Origin of the sequence: Streptomyces sp. NBC_01142, assembly GCF_026341125.1 — a bacterium.
In the GTDB taxonomy this organism is placed as follows: Bacteria; Actinomycetota; Actinomycetes; order Streptomycetales; family Streptomycetaceae; genus Streptomyces.
Map to the genome: position 1 here is coordinate 2626666 of NZ_JAPEOR010000002.1, position 14382 is coordinate 2641047.

At 69.4% G+C, this 14382-nt stretch carries 15 protein-coding genes and 1 pseudogene; 7 read left to right on the top strand and 9 right to left on the bottom strand.

Annotated elements, in window-relative coordinates; genetic code table 11:
* Positions 1-13 precede the first annotated feature (13 nt).
* A pseudogene (locus tag OG883_RS29325) lies at positions 14-127 on the bottom strand (N-acyl homoserine lactonase family protein); the annotation flags it as partial.
* A gap of 153 nt (positions 128-280) precedes the next feature.
* Between OG883_RS29325 and OG883_RS29330 the strand changes: the two are divergent.
* Positions 281-961, top strand: a complete 681-nt coding sequence (locus tag OG883_RS29330; RefSeq protein ID WP_266546882.1) for a GDSL-type esterase/lipase family protein — start codon at positions 281-283, stop codon at positions 959-961.
* A gap of 67 nt (positions 962-1028) precedes the next feature.
* Here the strand turns inward: OG883_RS29330 and OG883_RS29335 are convergent, their stop codons facing one another.
* The gene (locus OG883_RS29335; RefSeq protein ID WP_266549573.1) at positions 1029-1868 is read right to left on the bottom strand and encodes an MBL fold metallo-hydrolase; all 840 of its coding nucleotides are present in this window, start codon (positions 1866-1868) and stop codon (positions 1029-1031) included.
* Between the two features lie 181 nt (positions 1869-2049).
* Here OG883_RS29335 and OG883_RS29340 point away from each other — a divergent pair, with 181 nt between their 5' ends.
* Complete coding sequence (locus OG883_RS29340) at positions 2050-2988, top strand: AraC family transcriptional regulator (RefSeq protein WP_266546884.1); 939 nt, start codon at positions 2050-2052, stop codon at positions 2986-2988.
* A gap of 65 nt (positions 2989-3053) precedes the next feature.
* On the opposite strand, the gene OG883_RS29345 is transcribed toward OG883_RS29340, so the two are convergent.
* Together OG883_RS29345 and OG883_RS29350 are read right to left on the bottom strand one after the other, a co-directional pair.
* Entirely contained in the window at positions 3054-3521 is a 468-nt protein-coding gene (locus tag OG883_RS29345) for a hypothetical protein (RefSeq protein WP_266546887.1), read from the bottom strand.
* A gap of 227 nt (positions 3522-3748) precedes the next feature.
* Positions 3749-4258, bottom strand: coding sequence for a carboxymuconolactone decarboxylase family protein (locus tag OG883_RS29350; protein ID WP_266546889.1), 510 nt, complete (start codon positions 4256-4258; stop codon positions 3749-3751).
* Between the two features lie 24 nt (positions 4259-4282).
* Between OG883_RS29350 and OG883_RS29355 the strand changes: the two genes are divergently transcribed.
* Both OG883_RS29355 and OG883_RS29360 read left to right on the top strand, forming a co-directional pair.
* Positions 4283-4798 carry a MarR family winged helix-turn-helix transcriptional regulator gene (locus OG883_RS29355; protein ID WP_266546890.1) on the top strand — a complete coding sequence of 172 codons (516 nt, stop codon included), beginning with the start codon at positions 4283-4285 and terminating at the stop codon, positions 4796-4798.
* Between the two features lie 92 nt (positions 4799-4890).
* The gene (locus OG883_RS29360) at positions 4891-5481 is read left to right on the top strand and encodes a Uma2 family endonuclease (protein ID WP_266546892.1); all 591 of its coding nucleotides are present in this window, start codon (positions 4891-4893) and stop codon (positions 5479-5481) included.
* A gap of 104 nt (positions 5482-5585) precedes the next feature.
* Here the strand turns inward: OG883_RS29360 and OG883_RS29365 are convergent, their stop codons facing one another.
* From OG883_RS29365 to OG883_RS29380, 4 genes are all read right to left on the bottom strand, one after another.
* Entirely contained in the window at positions 5586-6584 is a 999-nt protein-coding gene (locus OG883_RS29365) for an aldo/keto reductase (protein ID WP_266546895.1), read from the bottom strand.
* A 329-nt stretch (positions 6585-6913) separates the two neighbouring features.
* Positions 6914-7486 carry an RNA 2',3'-cyclic phosphodiesterase gene (gene thpR, locus OG883_RS29370; RefSeq protein WP_266546898.1) on the bottom strand — a complete coding sequence of 191 codons (573 nt, stop codon included), beginning with the start codon at positions 7484-7486 and terminating at the stop codon, positions 6914-6916.
* A gap of 92 nt (positions 7487-7578) precedes the next feature.
* On the bottom strand, positions 7579-8925 hold the full coding sequence (locus tag OG883_RS29375) for an MFS transporter (protein WP_266546900.1): 1347 nt from the start codon (positions 8923-8925) through the stop codon (positions 7579-7581).
* Positions 8926-8954: 29 nt separating this feature from the next.
* Positions 8955-9398, bottom strand: coding sequence for a MarR family winged helix-turn-helix transcriptional regulator (locus OG883_RS29380; RefSeq protein ID WP_266546903.1), 444 nt, complete (start codon positions 9396-9398; stop codon positions 8955-8957).
* A gap of 133 nt (positions 9399-9531) precedes the next feature.
* Between OG883_RS29380 and OG883_RS29385 the strand changes: the two genes are divergently transcribed.
* Positions 9532-9714, top strand: coding sequence for a ribbon-helix-helix protein, CopG family (locus tag OG883_RS29385; RefSeq protein WP_266546906.1), 183 nt, complete (start codon positions 9532-9534; stop codon positions 9712-9714).
* 12 nt (positions 9715-9726) lie between these two features.
* Here the strand turns inward: OG883_RS29385 and OG883_RS29390 are convergent, their stop codons facing one another.
* On the bottom strand, positions 9727-11184 hold the full coding sequence (locus tag OG883_RS29390) for an NCS2 family permease (RefSeq protein WP_266546908.1): 1458 nt from the start codon (positions 11182-11184) through the stop codon (positions 9727-9729).
* Positions 11185-11398: 214 nt separating this feature from the next.
* On the opposite strand from OG883_RS29390, the gene OG883_RS29395 reads away from it, so the two are divergent.
* Both OG883_RS29395 and OG883_RS29400 read left to right on the top strand, forming a co-directional pair.
* The gene (locus tag OG883_RS29395; RefSeq protein WP_266546911.1) at positions 11399-11767 is read left to right on the top strand and encodes a DUF2530 domain-containing protein; all 369 of its coding nucleotides are present in this window, start codon (positions 11399-11401) and stop codon (positions 11765-11767) included.
* Positions 11768-11901: 134 nt separating this feature from the next.
* Positions 11902-14361: an HAD-IC family P-type ATPase gene (locus OG883_RS29400; protein ID WP_266546913.1), complete on the top strand. Its 2460-nt coding sequence runs from the start codon at positions 11902-11904 to the stop codon at positions 14359-14361.
* Positions 14362-14382 lie beyond the last annotated feature (21 nt).

Consider the following 14382-nt stretch of genomic DNA (forward strand, 5'->3'; position numbering starts at 1 on the left):
CGGGGGCTCGACCTCACTGGTGGTGTTCCCGGACCGAGCAGTCGTGCGCGAAGAGCACCCTCCGCGGGTCGAAGTCCGCGAACCGCTCCAGCCAGGGCCGGCACGGGGGCAGTGGCTGTTCCCCGCCGTGCAGGGTGGCTCCGACCCGGGCCGTACGAAGTACCCCAGATCGAGGCGGTGCACCGCCGTGTTGTCGCCCATCCGGTCATCCTCGCGGGTGCTCGCCCCGTGTCCAGCCTCACATCGCAGACGGGCGCCGTGATCGGCCATGATTGCGCCCATGCGTTTTATGTTCGTCGGCGACTCCATGACCATCGGACGGGCCGGCGACTTCACCTGGCGCTTCCGGATGTGGCAGCACCTCAACACGTCCTTCGGCGGCCCGTACAAGATCGTCGGCCCGCGCAGCGAGCTGTACGACACCGTCGCGAACGCTCCCCTCTCCGGCGCGTACGCCGAACCGTCGTTCCCCGGGCACGCCCGCCGGCACCTGGCGGGCTGGGGCGAGGGCTGGCTGCACATGGCCCCGCTGATCCGGGAGGCCGTCACCGCCCAGAAGGCCGACGTCCTGCTGGTCTCGCTCGGCCTGATAGACCTCGGCTTCTACACGGACAGCACCCAAACCGCCCTGAACGCAAGGCAGTTCATAGCCGAGGCACGCGAGGCCAATCCGCATGTACGGATGGTCCTGCTGCCCGTGATCCCGAACATCCGGGCCCAGTCCGACGCTCCCTTCGCGGCCGAGTGCGACCGCTTCAACGAGCTCCTGGCGAAGGCGGTCGCCGACCTGGACACCGCCTCCGCGCCGATCCTGCTCGCGTCGACCCCGCCGTCGTACGACATCCACACCGACACCTACGACGGCACGCACCCGGGCCCGTCCGGCGAGCACAAACTGGCGGCGGCGTTCGCGGCGGCGATGCACCAGGCGTGGGGGCTGGGCGGGCGTTACCAGGCATAGGCGGGCGCCGTCAGATCCGGGCGGGCATCTCCTCGGCCCCCTCCCGGACCGCCCTCGTCGAAAACCGTCAGGCGTACGCCGCCCACCCCGTCACGGCGAACGTGGCACCGTCGCGCCGCACCTCCACCGCGCCCGCTCCCCCGAAGTGCGCCGGAATCACCAACTCCCGCTCGTCCGCCGCGCGTTCGAGGACCCTCCGCCGGCTCGCCGCCGCACCGGCCGTGTCCTCGTCGAAGCAGCTGTTGCACGACGGCTCGAGGATCTGCACCGGGCTGTGCAGCAGATCGCCGACGAAGACCGCCCGGTCACCCCCGGATGCCAGTCTCAGTACCGTCGATCCGGGGGTGTGGCCCGGTGCGGGCTCCAGTGTGAGGTGGGCATCGATGCGGTGGGCGTCCTCCCAGAGCACGGCCTGGCCCGCCCGGCGCACCGGCGCGATGCTGTCCTCGAAGACCAGGCGGTCCCCCTCGCGGCGAGGGCGGCTCCGCTCCGGGTCGAAGTGGGCGTAGTCGGCCGACGGAATGAGATAGCGGGCATTCGGGAAGGCCGGCACCCACTCGCCGTCCCGCTCGACCGTGTTCCAGCCGACATGGTCCACGTGGAGATGCGTGTTCACCACGACGTCGACATCCTCGGGCCGCACTCCGGCCCGGTCCAACTGCCCCAGGAAGTCGGTGCTGAGGTTGTCGAACTGCGGGGAATCCGGCCGCTGCCGCCCATTGCCGACCCCCGTGTCGACCAGTACGGTCCTCCCCTCGCTGCGCAGCACCCAGGTCTGGAGCGCGGCGACGTAGCTGTCGGTGTCCGGCTCCCAGAAGTCCGGTGCCAGCCACTCCTTGTTGTCTCGCCAGAGCTCCTCCGGGCTGCCCGGGACAATCGCCCGGGCAGGACCGAACGGCACCTGCATTTCCTTGATCCTGATGACCTCGACGTCACCCAGCAGGATGCGCTCCACGGCTTCTCCGCCTCTCTTCGGCTGCTCTCTCCGGGTCGAGCCTAGGAGGGGTGCGTTGAGGGTCTCAATGCTCTTTCGGCTCAATCGGATACGCGTACGCCTCATCCATGGCTTCTCTCGATACGCTGGTGCGATGGATGTCGTCAGCGACGCGATCTCGGCCGTACGCATCGGACGGCCCTCGTCCCACCGCGCGCGAGTAGCCGGGACGTGGTGCAGCCGACTCCCCGCCTACGACGGAGCAGGCTTCCACGTCGTACTGGAAGGCAGTTGCTGGCTGCTGCCCGACAGCGGCTCGGCGGTCTCCCTCGGCACGGGCGATGTGGTGCTCCTGCCGCACGGCGCCGGGCATGTGCTCGCCGACGCTCCCGCCGACCGGCACGCCGTCGAGAGAGCGGTGCCGTTCGAGCGCTGGCTCGACGGGCACGGACTGCGGATGGCCACGAGCGCACCACCTGCCGACGCACCCGGCGCGACGGAGCTGCTGTGCGGCAAGTACCGGCTCGACCGGAGCCACACCCACCCTCTGATGACCGAACTGCCCGACGTCATCCACCTCCCGAACCGCATCGGCCGGTACCCCGAACTCCGTGCGGCGATCGACCTGTTGGGATGCGAGATCGGCGCCGCCCGCCCCGGTACGGGCGTGGTCGTTCCCGGCCTGCTCGACCTGCTGCTCGTCTACATGGTGCGCGCCTGGATGGCGGACGGTACGGCCGACGGCAGCGCCGGGTGGCCCGCCGCGCTGAACGACCCGGTGGTGGCCGAGGCGCTGCGCGTCCTGCACGAGGATCCCGCCCTGCCCTGGAGCAACGACCGGCTCGCCGCACAGGTCGGCGTGTCCCGGGCCACGCTCGCGCGCAGGTTCACCGCCCTGGTCGGCCGCCCGCCGATGGCCTACCTGGGCTGGTGGCGGGTAACCCGTGCGGCGGCGATGCTGCGCGACACCCAGGAGCCCCTCGACACCATCGCCCGCCGGGTCGGCTACAGCTCGCCGTACGCCCTCTCCCACGCCTTCAGCCGGCTGTTGGGCACGACGCCCGGCCGATACCGGACGCGGACATCGCAGTAGGGCGGCGTCACGCGAGTGTGCGTGACGCCGCCCCCTGTGTCTGCCGATCTCTGCTTGCCCAGCCGTCAGAACACGAACGGGCCGGGAGACTGCGGCGAAGTAGCCGTGCAGGTCGCGGTGACGCCGAAGACCACGACCTGCAGCGACTTCGCCTCCAGGCTGTCGCCCGCGGCGACCGTTCCGGCGAGCGGGCCGGTGGACACGTCGCTCCCGGCCGGGATCGCCGGGTTGGCGTTGCCGGTGAACATCGTGGTCCCGGAGCCGTTCTTGGTCAGGGTGAGTGTCGACTTGACCGAGTTCGCGGCGAGGTCGACGGGAGAGGTGATGGCCGATGTGGACAAGCTGATGGTCGCGGCCGTCCCGTCCTGAGTGGCCGTGAGCGTCGCCGTCCCCGAACCGAACCAACCGCAGTCGAACGAAATGGTGGCCGTCTCCGGCGTCACCGCGCTCGCGGTGGGTGCCGTCACGAGCGCACCGGCGGCCATTGCGCCGATGCTCAGTAATGCGCCGAATCCGAGTCTGCCGTGTCTCATGAGTCCCGCCTTCGTGTGGGGGTGTACGGGATGACGTCGCCGGCCGCCACTGGGCGGGCTCGGCGTCCGTGGGGTGTGGGGTGTGGGGATGCCCCACGGACTCGGTCCCGCGCCGACCGCTCCGGGCCTGATGGACAGTCAGCGACAGTTGCCATTGGGGCATGTACACCTCAAGAAGACAAGGCCAACGCCATGGCCTCGACACGCAACGACCGGATTCGCCTTGACTAAAGCGCTGCCCGTGTAAGCCGGTTGGCGAGCGTCGACATCGTGTACGTCCCGATACCCATGACCACCTCCAGCGCGTTCTGCTCGGTGTATCCGTGCCCGAGGAACGCCCGAAGCTCCTCATCGCCCACACCTCCGGCGGTACGCAATACCTCCAGCGCGAACTGCCGTACGGCCTCGAGGCGTTCGTCGGGCAGGGGCTCCTGTCCGGCCAGTGCGGCGATCAGCTGATCCTCCGCGCCCAGCGCCCGCAGCTTGCCGGTGTGCATCGCGACGCACACATGGCACTCGTTCCGCGTCGCGATCGTCATGACGACCACCTCGCGCGCGACCGGCTCCAGTGTCGTCTGCTCGAACATCGCACTGAGCTTCAGGAAGCCGTCGAGCAGGTGCGGGGACGTGGCCAGTCTGGCCACGGCGGGCGGCAGGTGACCCAGGCGCTTGACGGTCGACTCCATGGCGCGGCGCGACGCGGCCGGCGCTGATTCCAGGGTGTGCTCGGCGAACATGGCGCGACTCCTATACTCGACAACATGGTTGACGATGAGAACGTAAACCAGGTTGTCGAATCGCGCAACGCTCTTTCCGACGTGCCTGGATACGAGCTGCCCCTCCTCCTCTTCGCCGGGTTCCGCTCACTCATCGACCGGCTGCATGCCGAACTGGCCGAGCAGGGACACCCGGACGTCCGGCCGGCGCACGGGTTCGCCATGCAGGCGATCGGGGCGGGCGGGGCGACGGCGAGCGAGGTCGGCCGGCGGCTCGGGGTCTCCAAGCAGGCGGCCGGCAAGACGGTCGACCGGCTTGTCACCCTGGGCTACGCCGAGCGCACCGACGACCCGGCCGACGCCCGCCGCAAACTCGTCCGGCTCACCCCGCACGGCCTGGACGCCCTCGCCCGCTCGGCCGCGATCTTCGACGAGCTGCGGGCGGAATGGGCGGGTGCGCTCGGCGCCGGGCGGGTGCGCGAGATGGAGGAGTCCCTCCGCGCGGTCGTCCCCGCCGATGCGTTCCGGCTCGACGCCGCGGGCTGGTTCGGCGGCGCGTGACGAATCCTTGCCACGGCGTGCCGTTGTCGCCGTGCGTATCGTTGTACGAGGCGACTGCATGCAACCACGCGGCAGTGGGGAGGAGCGCCACGATGACCGTCGTAGTGAGCGGCAGGATCGACATGGCCGACAACAACGCCGAGCGCTTGGACGAGTGGTTCGAGAGGCTTGAGCAGATGCCCGTCCCCGAGGGAATCAAGGTTGAGATCGTCGGGGGAAGCGTCTTCATGTCGCCACAGCGGAACGTCCATTGGCAGATCATCCGCAGGATCGTCAGAGCACTGGAAGACAGGTTCGGCATGGATGTTGAGGTGCTGTCGGACGTGCGCATCGATTTTCCCGGCCCGGAGAACGGCTTCTGCCCTGACGTGGCAAAGCTCCGCGACGGAGCGGTGGAGGACAGCCGAGGCCGCTGGCACTACGAGGACGTGGAGTTCATTGCCGAGGTGATTTCGAAGGGCACTGCACTCAACGACTACGGGCCGAAGAAGATCGCCTACGCCGTCGCCGAAGTCCCCGTCTTCTTGATCGTTGACCCGTACACCGGTAAGTGCGTCCTCCACACCGAGCCGAAGGACGGGGAGTACACGACCGAGACGAAGGTCTCCTTCGGGCAGCCGGTCGACCTCGGCGCCACCCCCGTCGGCCTCACCCTCACCACCGACGAGTTTCCCCGCGACTGACCGGCAGCTTCCGGCAGCTACCGCCGAGGTTCCTCGCCCCGAGCGCACGACTGCCGCGCGCGGGCCCCGCCAAGACGTCCCGCGCGCCGCACCGTTCTGCCGGCTTACCAGGCGAACGCCTCGGGGGACGGGCCCGGGCCGGGGAAGATCTCGTCCAGGGAGGCCAGTACCTCCTCCGAGAGCTCCAGTTCCACGGCGCGCAGGGCCGAGGCGAGCTGGTCGGCGGTGCGCGGGCCGACGATGGGACCGGTCACGCCGGGGCGGGTGAGCAGCCAGGCCAGGGCCGTCTCGCCGGGCTCGAGGCCGTGCTTGTCGAGCAGGTCTTCGTACGACTGGATCTGCGCCCGTACGGAGGTGCTGGCCAGCGCGTCCGCCGAGCGGCCGCCGGTCGAGCGGGTTCCTGCTCCCTCCCGCTCCTTGCGCAGTACGCCGCCGAGCAGCCCGCCGTGCAGCGGGGACCAGGGGATGACCCCGAGGCCGTACTCCTGGGCGGCCGGGATGACCTCCATCTCGGCGCGGCGCTCGGCGAGGTTGTACAGGCACTGCTCGCTGACCAGACCGAGGCTGCCCCTGCGGGCCGCGGCCTCATTGGCCTGGGCGATCTTGTAGCCGGGGAAGTTGGACGAACCGACGTAGAGGATCTTGCCCTGCTGGATCAGGAGGTCGATCGCCTGCCAGATCTCCTCGAACGGGGTCCGGCGGTCGATGTGGTGGAACTGGTAGATGTCGATGTAGTCCGTCTGGAGGCGCTTCAGAGAGGCCTCGACCGAGCGGCGGATATTGAGCGCGGAGAGCCGGTCGTGGTTGGGCCAGACCGTGTCGCTGTCCGACGTCATCCTGCCGTACCCCTTGGTACCGAGGACGACCTTGTCGCGGCGGTCGCCGCCCTTGCCGAACCAGGAGCCGATGATCGATTCCGTACGGCCCTTGTTCTCGCCCCAGCCGTAGACATTGGCCGTGTCGAAGAAGTTCAGGCCCGCGTCCAGCGCGTTGTCCATGATCGCGTGGCTGGCCGCTTCGTCCGTCTGCGGGCCGAAGTTCATCGTCCCCAGCACGATGCGGCTGACCTTGAGTCCGGTGCGTCCCAGCTGCGTGTATCTCATGCGGTTCAGCCAACGCCTTTGAGTCCACTCAAGGCAAGGGAGGTCCCCCGAACGCGCCGGGGAGCGCCTGGGTCTCGGTGTGCGAAGGGATTTCCGCGCTCTCCAGCGCTCCCCGCGCTCTCCAGCGCTGTCCGCGTTCTCCAGCGCTGTCCGCGTGATCGCGCGTATCCCGTCGGCAGTGGCCTCTCGTGCGCCACGGTGACGACTGCCGGCCGGGGCGACTGCCGCCGCTACTGACCGACCGCGGCCGCCACCGCGATGATCGCGAACAGCAGTACCAGCGCGCCGGCCATGATCTGGTTTCTGGTCTTGGGATTCACGCAACGAGGTTAACTCGCCCGTTCGAGTGGCCAGGACCCGACCGTCTCGTACCGCGGCTGTTCGCCCCTGATCCCGCTCACCGGCAGATTGCTGCGTACCAGTGCGAGCTCGCCCACCTGCCAGGGCGTGCCCTCGAACGTGTCCAGCTCCTCGACGTACGGCCGCAGGTCCGCCTCGTCCCGGCTGCTCCGGGCGATCGTCAGATGCGCCTGGTAGCGCCGGTGCTCCTCCATGGTGATCCCGGCCCGCCGCGCCGCCGCGTCCGCGCGTTCGGCGAGCAGTCGCATCTCCGCGATGCCGCCGGCGGCCCCGACCCACAGCGCCCGCTGCCCGAACCGGCCGCCGCGGTGGACGCGCAGGGGGAAGGCCGCGGTCCGGTGGGCGGCCCGCCCGAGCCGCTCGTGCAGCTCGGGCAGCAGCTCGTCGTCGACCTCGCCCATGAAAGCGAGCGTGAAGTGCCAGCCGGCCCGGCCGGTCCAGCGGAGTCCATCCGCCCCGGGGAGGGTGTGCAACTCCTCTACAGCCACGGCGAGTTCGTCGACGGCCGGTGGGGGTGGCAGTACCGCGGCGAAGAGTCTCATGCGTCCCAGTCTGCCGGGCGCGCGCCCTGCGCCGCACCCGTGTTGTCACCTGTGCGCCCCCGCGTCCCGCACCCCCGCGGCCGTCAGGCCGCCTACGCCGCCGTCGCCAGCTGTTCCCTCGGGACGAACTCCAGATGCCGGTGTCCCGGCCGCAGGTCGATCTTGAGGCGGAGGCCGCCCACCCGGGCGAGCATCGCACCCACGGCGAGCGCCGCGACCAGCGCGACCGCGCCACCCGCCGCGAAGCCGATCCGCGGGCCGTACGTATCCGTGATCCAGCCGACGAGGGGTGCGCCCAGGGGGGTGCCGCCCGTGAAGACCATCATGAACAGGCTCATGACCCGGCCCCGCATCAGCGGGTCCGTCGCCATCTGCACGCTGGAGTTGGCCGTGACGTTGACCGTCAGACCGAACATGCCGATCGGCACCATCAGCGCCGCGAACATCCAGAAGGACGGCGCGAAGGCGGTCACCATCTCCAGGAGGCCGAAGAGCACGGCCGCGCCCACCAGCACCCGCAGCCGCGAGGCACCGCGCCGGGCGGCGAGCAGGGCGCCCGCCAGGGAACCGGCCGCCATCAGGGTGTTGAGCAGGCCGTACGTACCGGCGTCGCCGTGGAAGACGTCGTCGACGAAGGCGGAGAGCCAGATCGGGAAGTTGAACCCGAACGTGCCGATGAAGCCGACGAGGACGATCGGCCAGATCAGTTCGGGCCGGCCCGCGACGTACTTCAGCCCCTCCCGCAGCTGGCCCTTGCCGCGCGGCGCGCGCTGGACCTTGTACAGCTCGCTGTTGCGCATCATCAGCAGGCCCACGATGGGCGCGAGGAAGGACAGCCCGTTGAGCAGGAAGGCGTAACCGCTGCCGACGGCAGTGATCAGCACACCGGCGACGGCCGGGCCGACGAGGCGCGCGGACTGGAAGTTGGCGGAGTTCAGGCTGACGGCGTTGCCCAACTGGTCCGGACCGACCATCTCGGCGACGAAGGACTGGCGCGCCGGGTTGTCGACGACGGTGACGAGGCCGAGCAGGAACGCCGTGAGGTAGACGTGCCAGACCTGGACATGGCCGCTGAGTGTGAGGACGGCGAGCGCCAGGCCGGTGAGGCCCATCGCGACCTGGGTGGCCAGCAGCAGCCGACGCTTGGGCAGGCGGTCGGCGAGCACTCCGCCGTACAGCCCGAAGAGCAGCATGGGCAGGAACTGGAGCGCGATGGTGATACCGACGGCGGACGCGGATCCGGTCAGGGTCAGCACCAGCCAGTCCTGGGCGATGCGCTGCATCCAGGTACCGGTGTTGGAGACCACTTGTCCCGTCGCGAAGAGCCGGTAGTTACGGATCTTCAGCGAGCTGAACATGGTCGTCTTGCGGTCGGTGCGGGTGGTGTCGTCGTGGGTGGTCGGTGCGGGGGCGGAGTCTGCTCCGGATCCCGTACTCAAAAGGGTTCGCCTCCTCAGTGGCGCTGTCGTCAAAGGTGCGCGAGCTTCTCCAGTACGGGGGCGGCAGCGCGCAGCTTCGCCCACTCGTCCTCGTCCAGACTCTCGGCGAGGGAGGCCAGCCAGGCGTTCCGCTTGCGGCGGCTCTCCTCCAGCATGGCCTCTGCCTGCTCGGTCTGGCTGACCACCTTCTGCCGGCGGTCGTCGGGGTGCGGCTCGAGCCGGACCAGTCCCTTGGCCTCGAGCAACGCCACGATCCGGGTCATGGACGGCGGCTGGACATGCTCCTTGCGGGCCAGCTCACCGGGGGTGGCCTGGCCGCAACGGGCGAGGGTGCCGAGCACCGACATCTCGGTCGGGCTCAGCGATTCGTCGACGCGCTGGTGTTTCAGGCGCCGGCCCAGCCGCATCACGGCCGAGCGCAGGGAGTTCACGGCGGCGACGTCGACGTCAGAGCCGTGGGACAGGTCTGGCATGTTCGTTAGCGTAACTCATTACCCAGCCTAAAGACCAGTCCGGATGATCCGGAGCCGGCTTCGTCACCCATATGAGTGAGAAGCATCCGGAAAGTGACGCATCGGCCACGACTGTCCGGCAACCCTGGCTGCCATGGGATCGACAGTGCTCAGCCTGCGGATGGACGGTGAGCTGCTCGACCGGCTCCGCCAGCATGCCGCCAAACGCGGAATGAGCGTCCAGGACTATGTGGTCCGGACGCTCATCCGCGATGACTTCGACGAACGCTTCAAGGCGGCCGTCGACGAGACGGAGAAGTTCTACGGCCTTGCGTGAGAGACCTCAGTCTCAGGTGAGACCCAGGGCCGGCATGGCGTAGTAGAAGACGAAGACCGCCGACACCACGTACATCGGGATGGGAACCTCGCGGCCGCGCCCGGCCGCGAGCCGCAGCACGCTGAAGGCGATGAAGCCGATGCCGATGCCGTTGGTGATCGAGTACGTGAACGGCATCATCACCATCGCCAGGAACGCGGGAACGGCGATGGTGTAGTCGCCCCAGTCGATGTCCCGCACGGAACCGGCCAGGATCAGGAAGCCGACCGCCAGCAGGGCGGGCGTCGCCGCCTGGGACGGGACCATCGTGGCGAGCGGAGTGAGGAACAACGCCACCGAGAACAGCCCGCCGGTGACGACGGAGGCCAGCCCCGTACGCGCCCCCTCGCCGACGCCCGCCGTGGACTCCACGAAGCAGGTGGCGGCCGAGGACGAGGTCGCGCCGCCCGAGGCGACGGCCAGGCCGTCCACCAGCAGGACCTTGTTGATGCCGGGGAAGTAGCCGTCCTTGTCCGTCAGCTTGGCCTCGTCGCCGACGCCGAGGATCGTGCCCATCGCGTCGAAGAAGCAGGACAGCAGCACGGTGAAGACAAAGAGCACGCCCGTCAGATAGCCGACCTTCGCGAAGCCGCCGAAGACGCTGACCTCGCCGACCAGACCGAAGTCGGGCGAGGCGACCGGATTGCCCGGCCACTCGGGCGTGGTCAGGCCCCAGGCGCCCGCGGGCAGGTCCGTGATCGCCTGGATGGCGAGGGCGACGACCGTCATCACCACGATGGAGATCAGGATCGCGCCCGGCACCCTGCGGATGATCAGCACGAGCGTGAGCAGCGCGCCGAGGACGAAGACGAGGACCGGCCAGCCGCCGAGATGACCGTCGGCGCCGAGCTGCAGCGGGACGGTGGTATGGGCGATGTCCGGGATACGGGAGACGAAGCCCGCGTCGACCAGGCCGATCAGCATGATGAAGAGGCCGATACCGATCGCGATGCCCTTGCGCAGACCGAGCGGCACCGCGTTCATCACGCGCTCACGCAGACCGGTGGCGACCAGCAGCATCACGATGAAGCCGGCGATGACGACCATGCCCATGGCGTCCGCCCACGACATCCGGGGCGCGAGCTGGAGGGCGACGACGGTGTTCACCCCGAGGCCGGCCGCGAGCGCGATCGGGACGTTGCCGATGACACCCATGAGGAGGGTGGAGAAGGCCGCGGTCAGCACGGTGGCGGTGACGAGCTGCCCGCCCTCGAGCTGGTGCCCGTACATGTCCTTCGCGCTGCCGAGGATGATCGGGTTCAGCACGATGATGTAGGCCATCGCGAAGAAGGTGGCGAAGCCGCCGCGGATCTCGCGGGCGACGCTGGAGCCGCGCTCCGAGATCTTGAAGTAGCGGTCCAGCACACCGGAAGGCTGCGGACGTGGCGGCTGACCCGAGGAGTCGACCTTGGCGGTGGCCGGGGAGGGCATGCGGAACCTCAGTCGGGGAGGGGAGACGGCGGGACAGAAAAAACCGGCTGGACTTGGATGTTCCAACGAATCAAACGAGCCAGCCGTAAGTGGTTTCAGTATGAATACATCAGACGAAGATCGCTATCTCCGCGCGTAGACCCTTGGGCCGTGCGGCAGGACCGGGCCCGTCGGCCCCGGCGGCCCCTGTGCAGGTGCCGCCTACACTGTGCGCATGGCGAAGTGGACCCCCAAGCACGAGGCACCCGAGCCCCTGGAGGGGCCCGTCGTCGCCACCATCATCGGCGGCACGATCCTCTGGTTCGTCCTCTTCCTCGTCCAGGTCCCCTTCTACAGCTGGTTCGACGACCGCGATCTGGCCTGGTGGGTGTGGACCTGCCTGGCCGGCGCCGGGCTCGGGCTCATCGGCATCTGGTACGTGCGGGGGCGGGACGCGGCGATCAAGCGCGCGGAGGCCGCCGAGGCGGAGGCCGGGGCTCAGACCGGGACTCAGACCGAGGCGCAGACCGGGACTCAGACCGTCGCTGAGACCGAGGCGCAGACCGGTACCGGCACGGACCCGGCAGGCGACGAGAGCAAGTGACCCGCACCCGTACCCCGTCCGTACCCCCGCAGGACCATGCCCGTCCTCCCGCGGTCTGATTCGTCTCCTACCGGGGTCTGATCATCTCCGTACTCGGCGGGTGAACCGGCCCTTCCGGCCGTACCGTCGAAACCATGACTCAGCGGGCGAGGACCGACACGGACGGCCCCGAGCGGGGCGGACCCGTCATCGACGCGGGGGCCGAGCTCGACCCCGTACACCCCATGAAGCCACCGCGGTCCGCGATCGTCGCCCCGGTCACCGGGCTGACGACGGCCGAGGTCGCCGAGCGGGTCGCCCGGGGCGAGGTCAACGACGTTCCCGTACGCAGCTCCCGCTCCACCGCCGACATCGTCCGCGGCAATGTCTTCACCCGCTTCAACGCCATCATCGGCGTGCTCTGGGTGATCATGCTCTGCGTCGCGCCGATCCAGGACAGCCTCTTCGGCTTTGTGATCATCGCCAACACCGGAATCGGCATCATCCAGGAGCTGCGCGCCAAGAAGACCCTCGACGGGCTCGCGGTCATCGGCGAAGCCAGGCCGACGGTACGGCGGGACGGCGCCGCCGCCGAGATCTCCACCTCCGAGATCGTGCTCGGTGATCTCGTCGAACTCGGCCCCGGCGACAAGGTCGTCGTGGACGGCGCGGTGGCGGAGGCCGACAGTCTCGAGATCGACGAGTCACTGCTGACGGGCGAGGCCGACCCGGTCCTCAAACGGCCGGGCGACCTGGTGATGTCGGGGAGCTTCGTGGTCGCGGGCGGCGGGGCGTTCACGGCGACGAAGGTGGGGCGCGAGGCGTACGCCGCCCAGCTCGCGGAGGAGGCGTCGCGCTTCACGCTCGTCCACTCCGAGCTGCGCAGCGGCATCAGCACGATCCTGAAGTACGTGACCTGGATGATGATCCCGACCGCGATCGGGCTCGTCATCAGCCAGCTCGTCGTCAAGGACAACAACTTCAAGGACTCGGTGGCCAGGACCGTCGGCGGCATCGTGCCGATGATCCCCGAGGGCCTTGTGCTGCTGACATCGGTGGCCTTCGCGATCGGGGTCATCCGGCTCGGCCGCAAACAGTGCCTGGTGCAGGAGCTGCCGGCGATCGAGGGCCTGGCGCGGGTGAACGTGGTCTGTCTGGACAAGACGGGCACGCTGACCGAGGGCGGGATGGACGTCACGGAGCTGCGGCCGCTGGGCGGGGCGGACGAGGCGTACGTACGGAAGGTGCTGGGGGCGCTCGGCGAGTCCGACCCCCGGCCGAACGCCTCGCTCCAGGCGATCATCGACGCGTACCCGGACAGCGAGGAGTGGCGCTGCACGCAGTCGCTGCCCTTCTCCTCGGCCCGCAAGTACAGCGGAGCGGCCTTCAGCGAGGGCAACGGCGACCGCTCCGCGTGGCTGCTGGGCGCGCCCGATGTACTCCTGCCGGCCGACGACTCGGCGCTGCTGGAGATCGAGCAGCTCAATGAGCAGGGGCTGAGGGTGCTGCTGCTGGCGCAGGCGGCGGGCGAACTCGACACCGAGCCCCTCGCCGTGGGGGCCAGGCCGACCGCGCTGGTCGTGCTGGAGCAGCGGCTGCGGCCCGACGCGGCCGACACGCTCCGGTACTTCGAGGACCAGAACGTCGCGGCGAAGGTCATCTCCGGCGACAACGCGGTCTCGGTGGGCGCGGTGGCCGGAAAGCTCGGCCTGCCGGGCGCGGAGAACACGGTGGACGCGCGCCGCCTGCCGACCGAGCAGGCGGAGATGGCGGCAGCCCTGGACTCCAACTCGGTCTTCGGCCGGGTCACCCCGCAGCAGAAGCGCGACATGGTCGGCGCGCTCCAGTCGCAGGGTCATACGGTCGCGATGACGGGCGACGGCGTGAACGACGTCCTGGCACTGAAGGACGCGGACATCGGCGTCTCGATGGGATCGGGGTCGGAGGCGACGCGGGCGGTCGCGCAGATCGTGCTGCTCAACAACAGCTTCGCGACGCTGCCTTCGGTGGTGGCGGAGGGCCGCCGCGTGATCGGCAACATCACGCGGGTGGCGACACTGTTTCTGACGAAGACGGTGTACTCGGTGCTGCTGGCGGTACTGGTGGTGTGCAGCCAGGTGGAGTACCCGTTCCTGCCGCGGCACCTGACCCTGCTCTCGACCCTGACGATCGGCGTCCCGGCGTTCTTCCTGGCACTGGCGCCCAACAAGGAGCGCGCGAAGCCGCACTTCGTACGCAGGGTGATGCGGTACGCGATCCCGGCGGGCGTGATCGCGGCGGCGGCGACGTTCTCGACGTACCTGCTGGCCCGCTCCCACTACAGCGGGCCGGGCGCGCTCGACGCGGAGACGAGCGCAGCGACGATGACGCTGTTCCTGGTCTCGATGTGGGTCCTGGCGATCGTTGCCCGCCCGTACACCTGGTGGCGGGTGTGCCTGGTGGCGGCGATGAGCCTGTGCTTCCTGATCGTGCTGGTGGTGCCCTGGCTCCAGGACTTCTTCGCCCTGAAGCTGGTGGGCACGACGATGCCCTGGGCAGCGGTGGCCATCGCGGCGGTGGGGGCGGTGCTGCTGGAACTGTCCTGGCGCTTGGTGGACAGGAAGTTCCCGGCGTAGGGGACGCCTGGGCCGACAGGC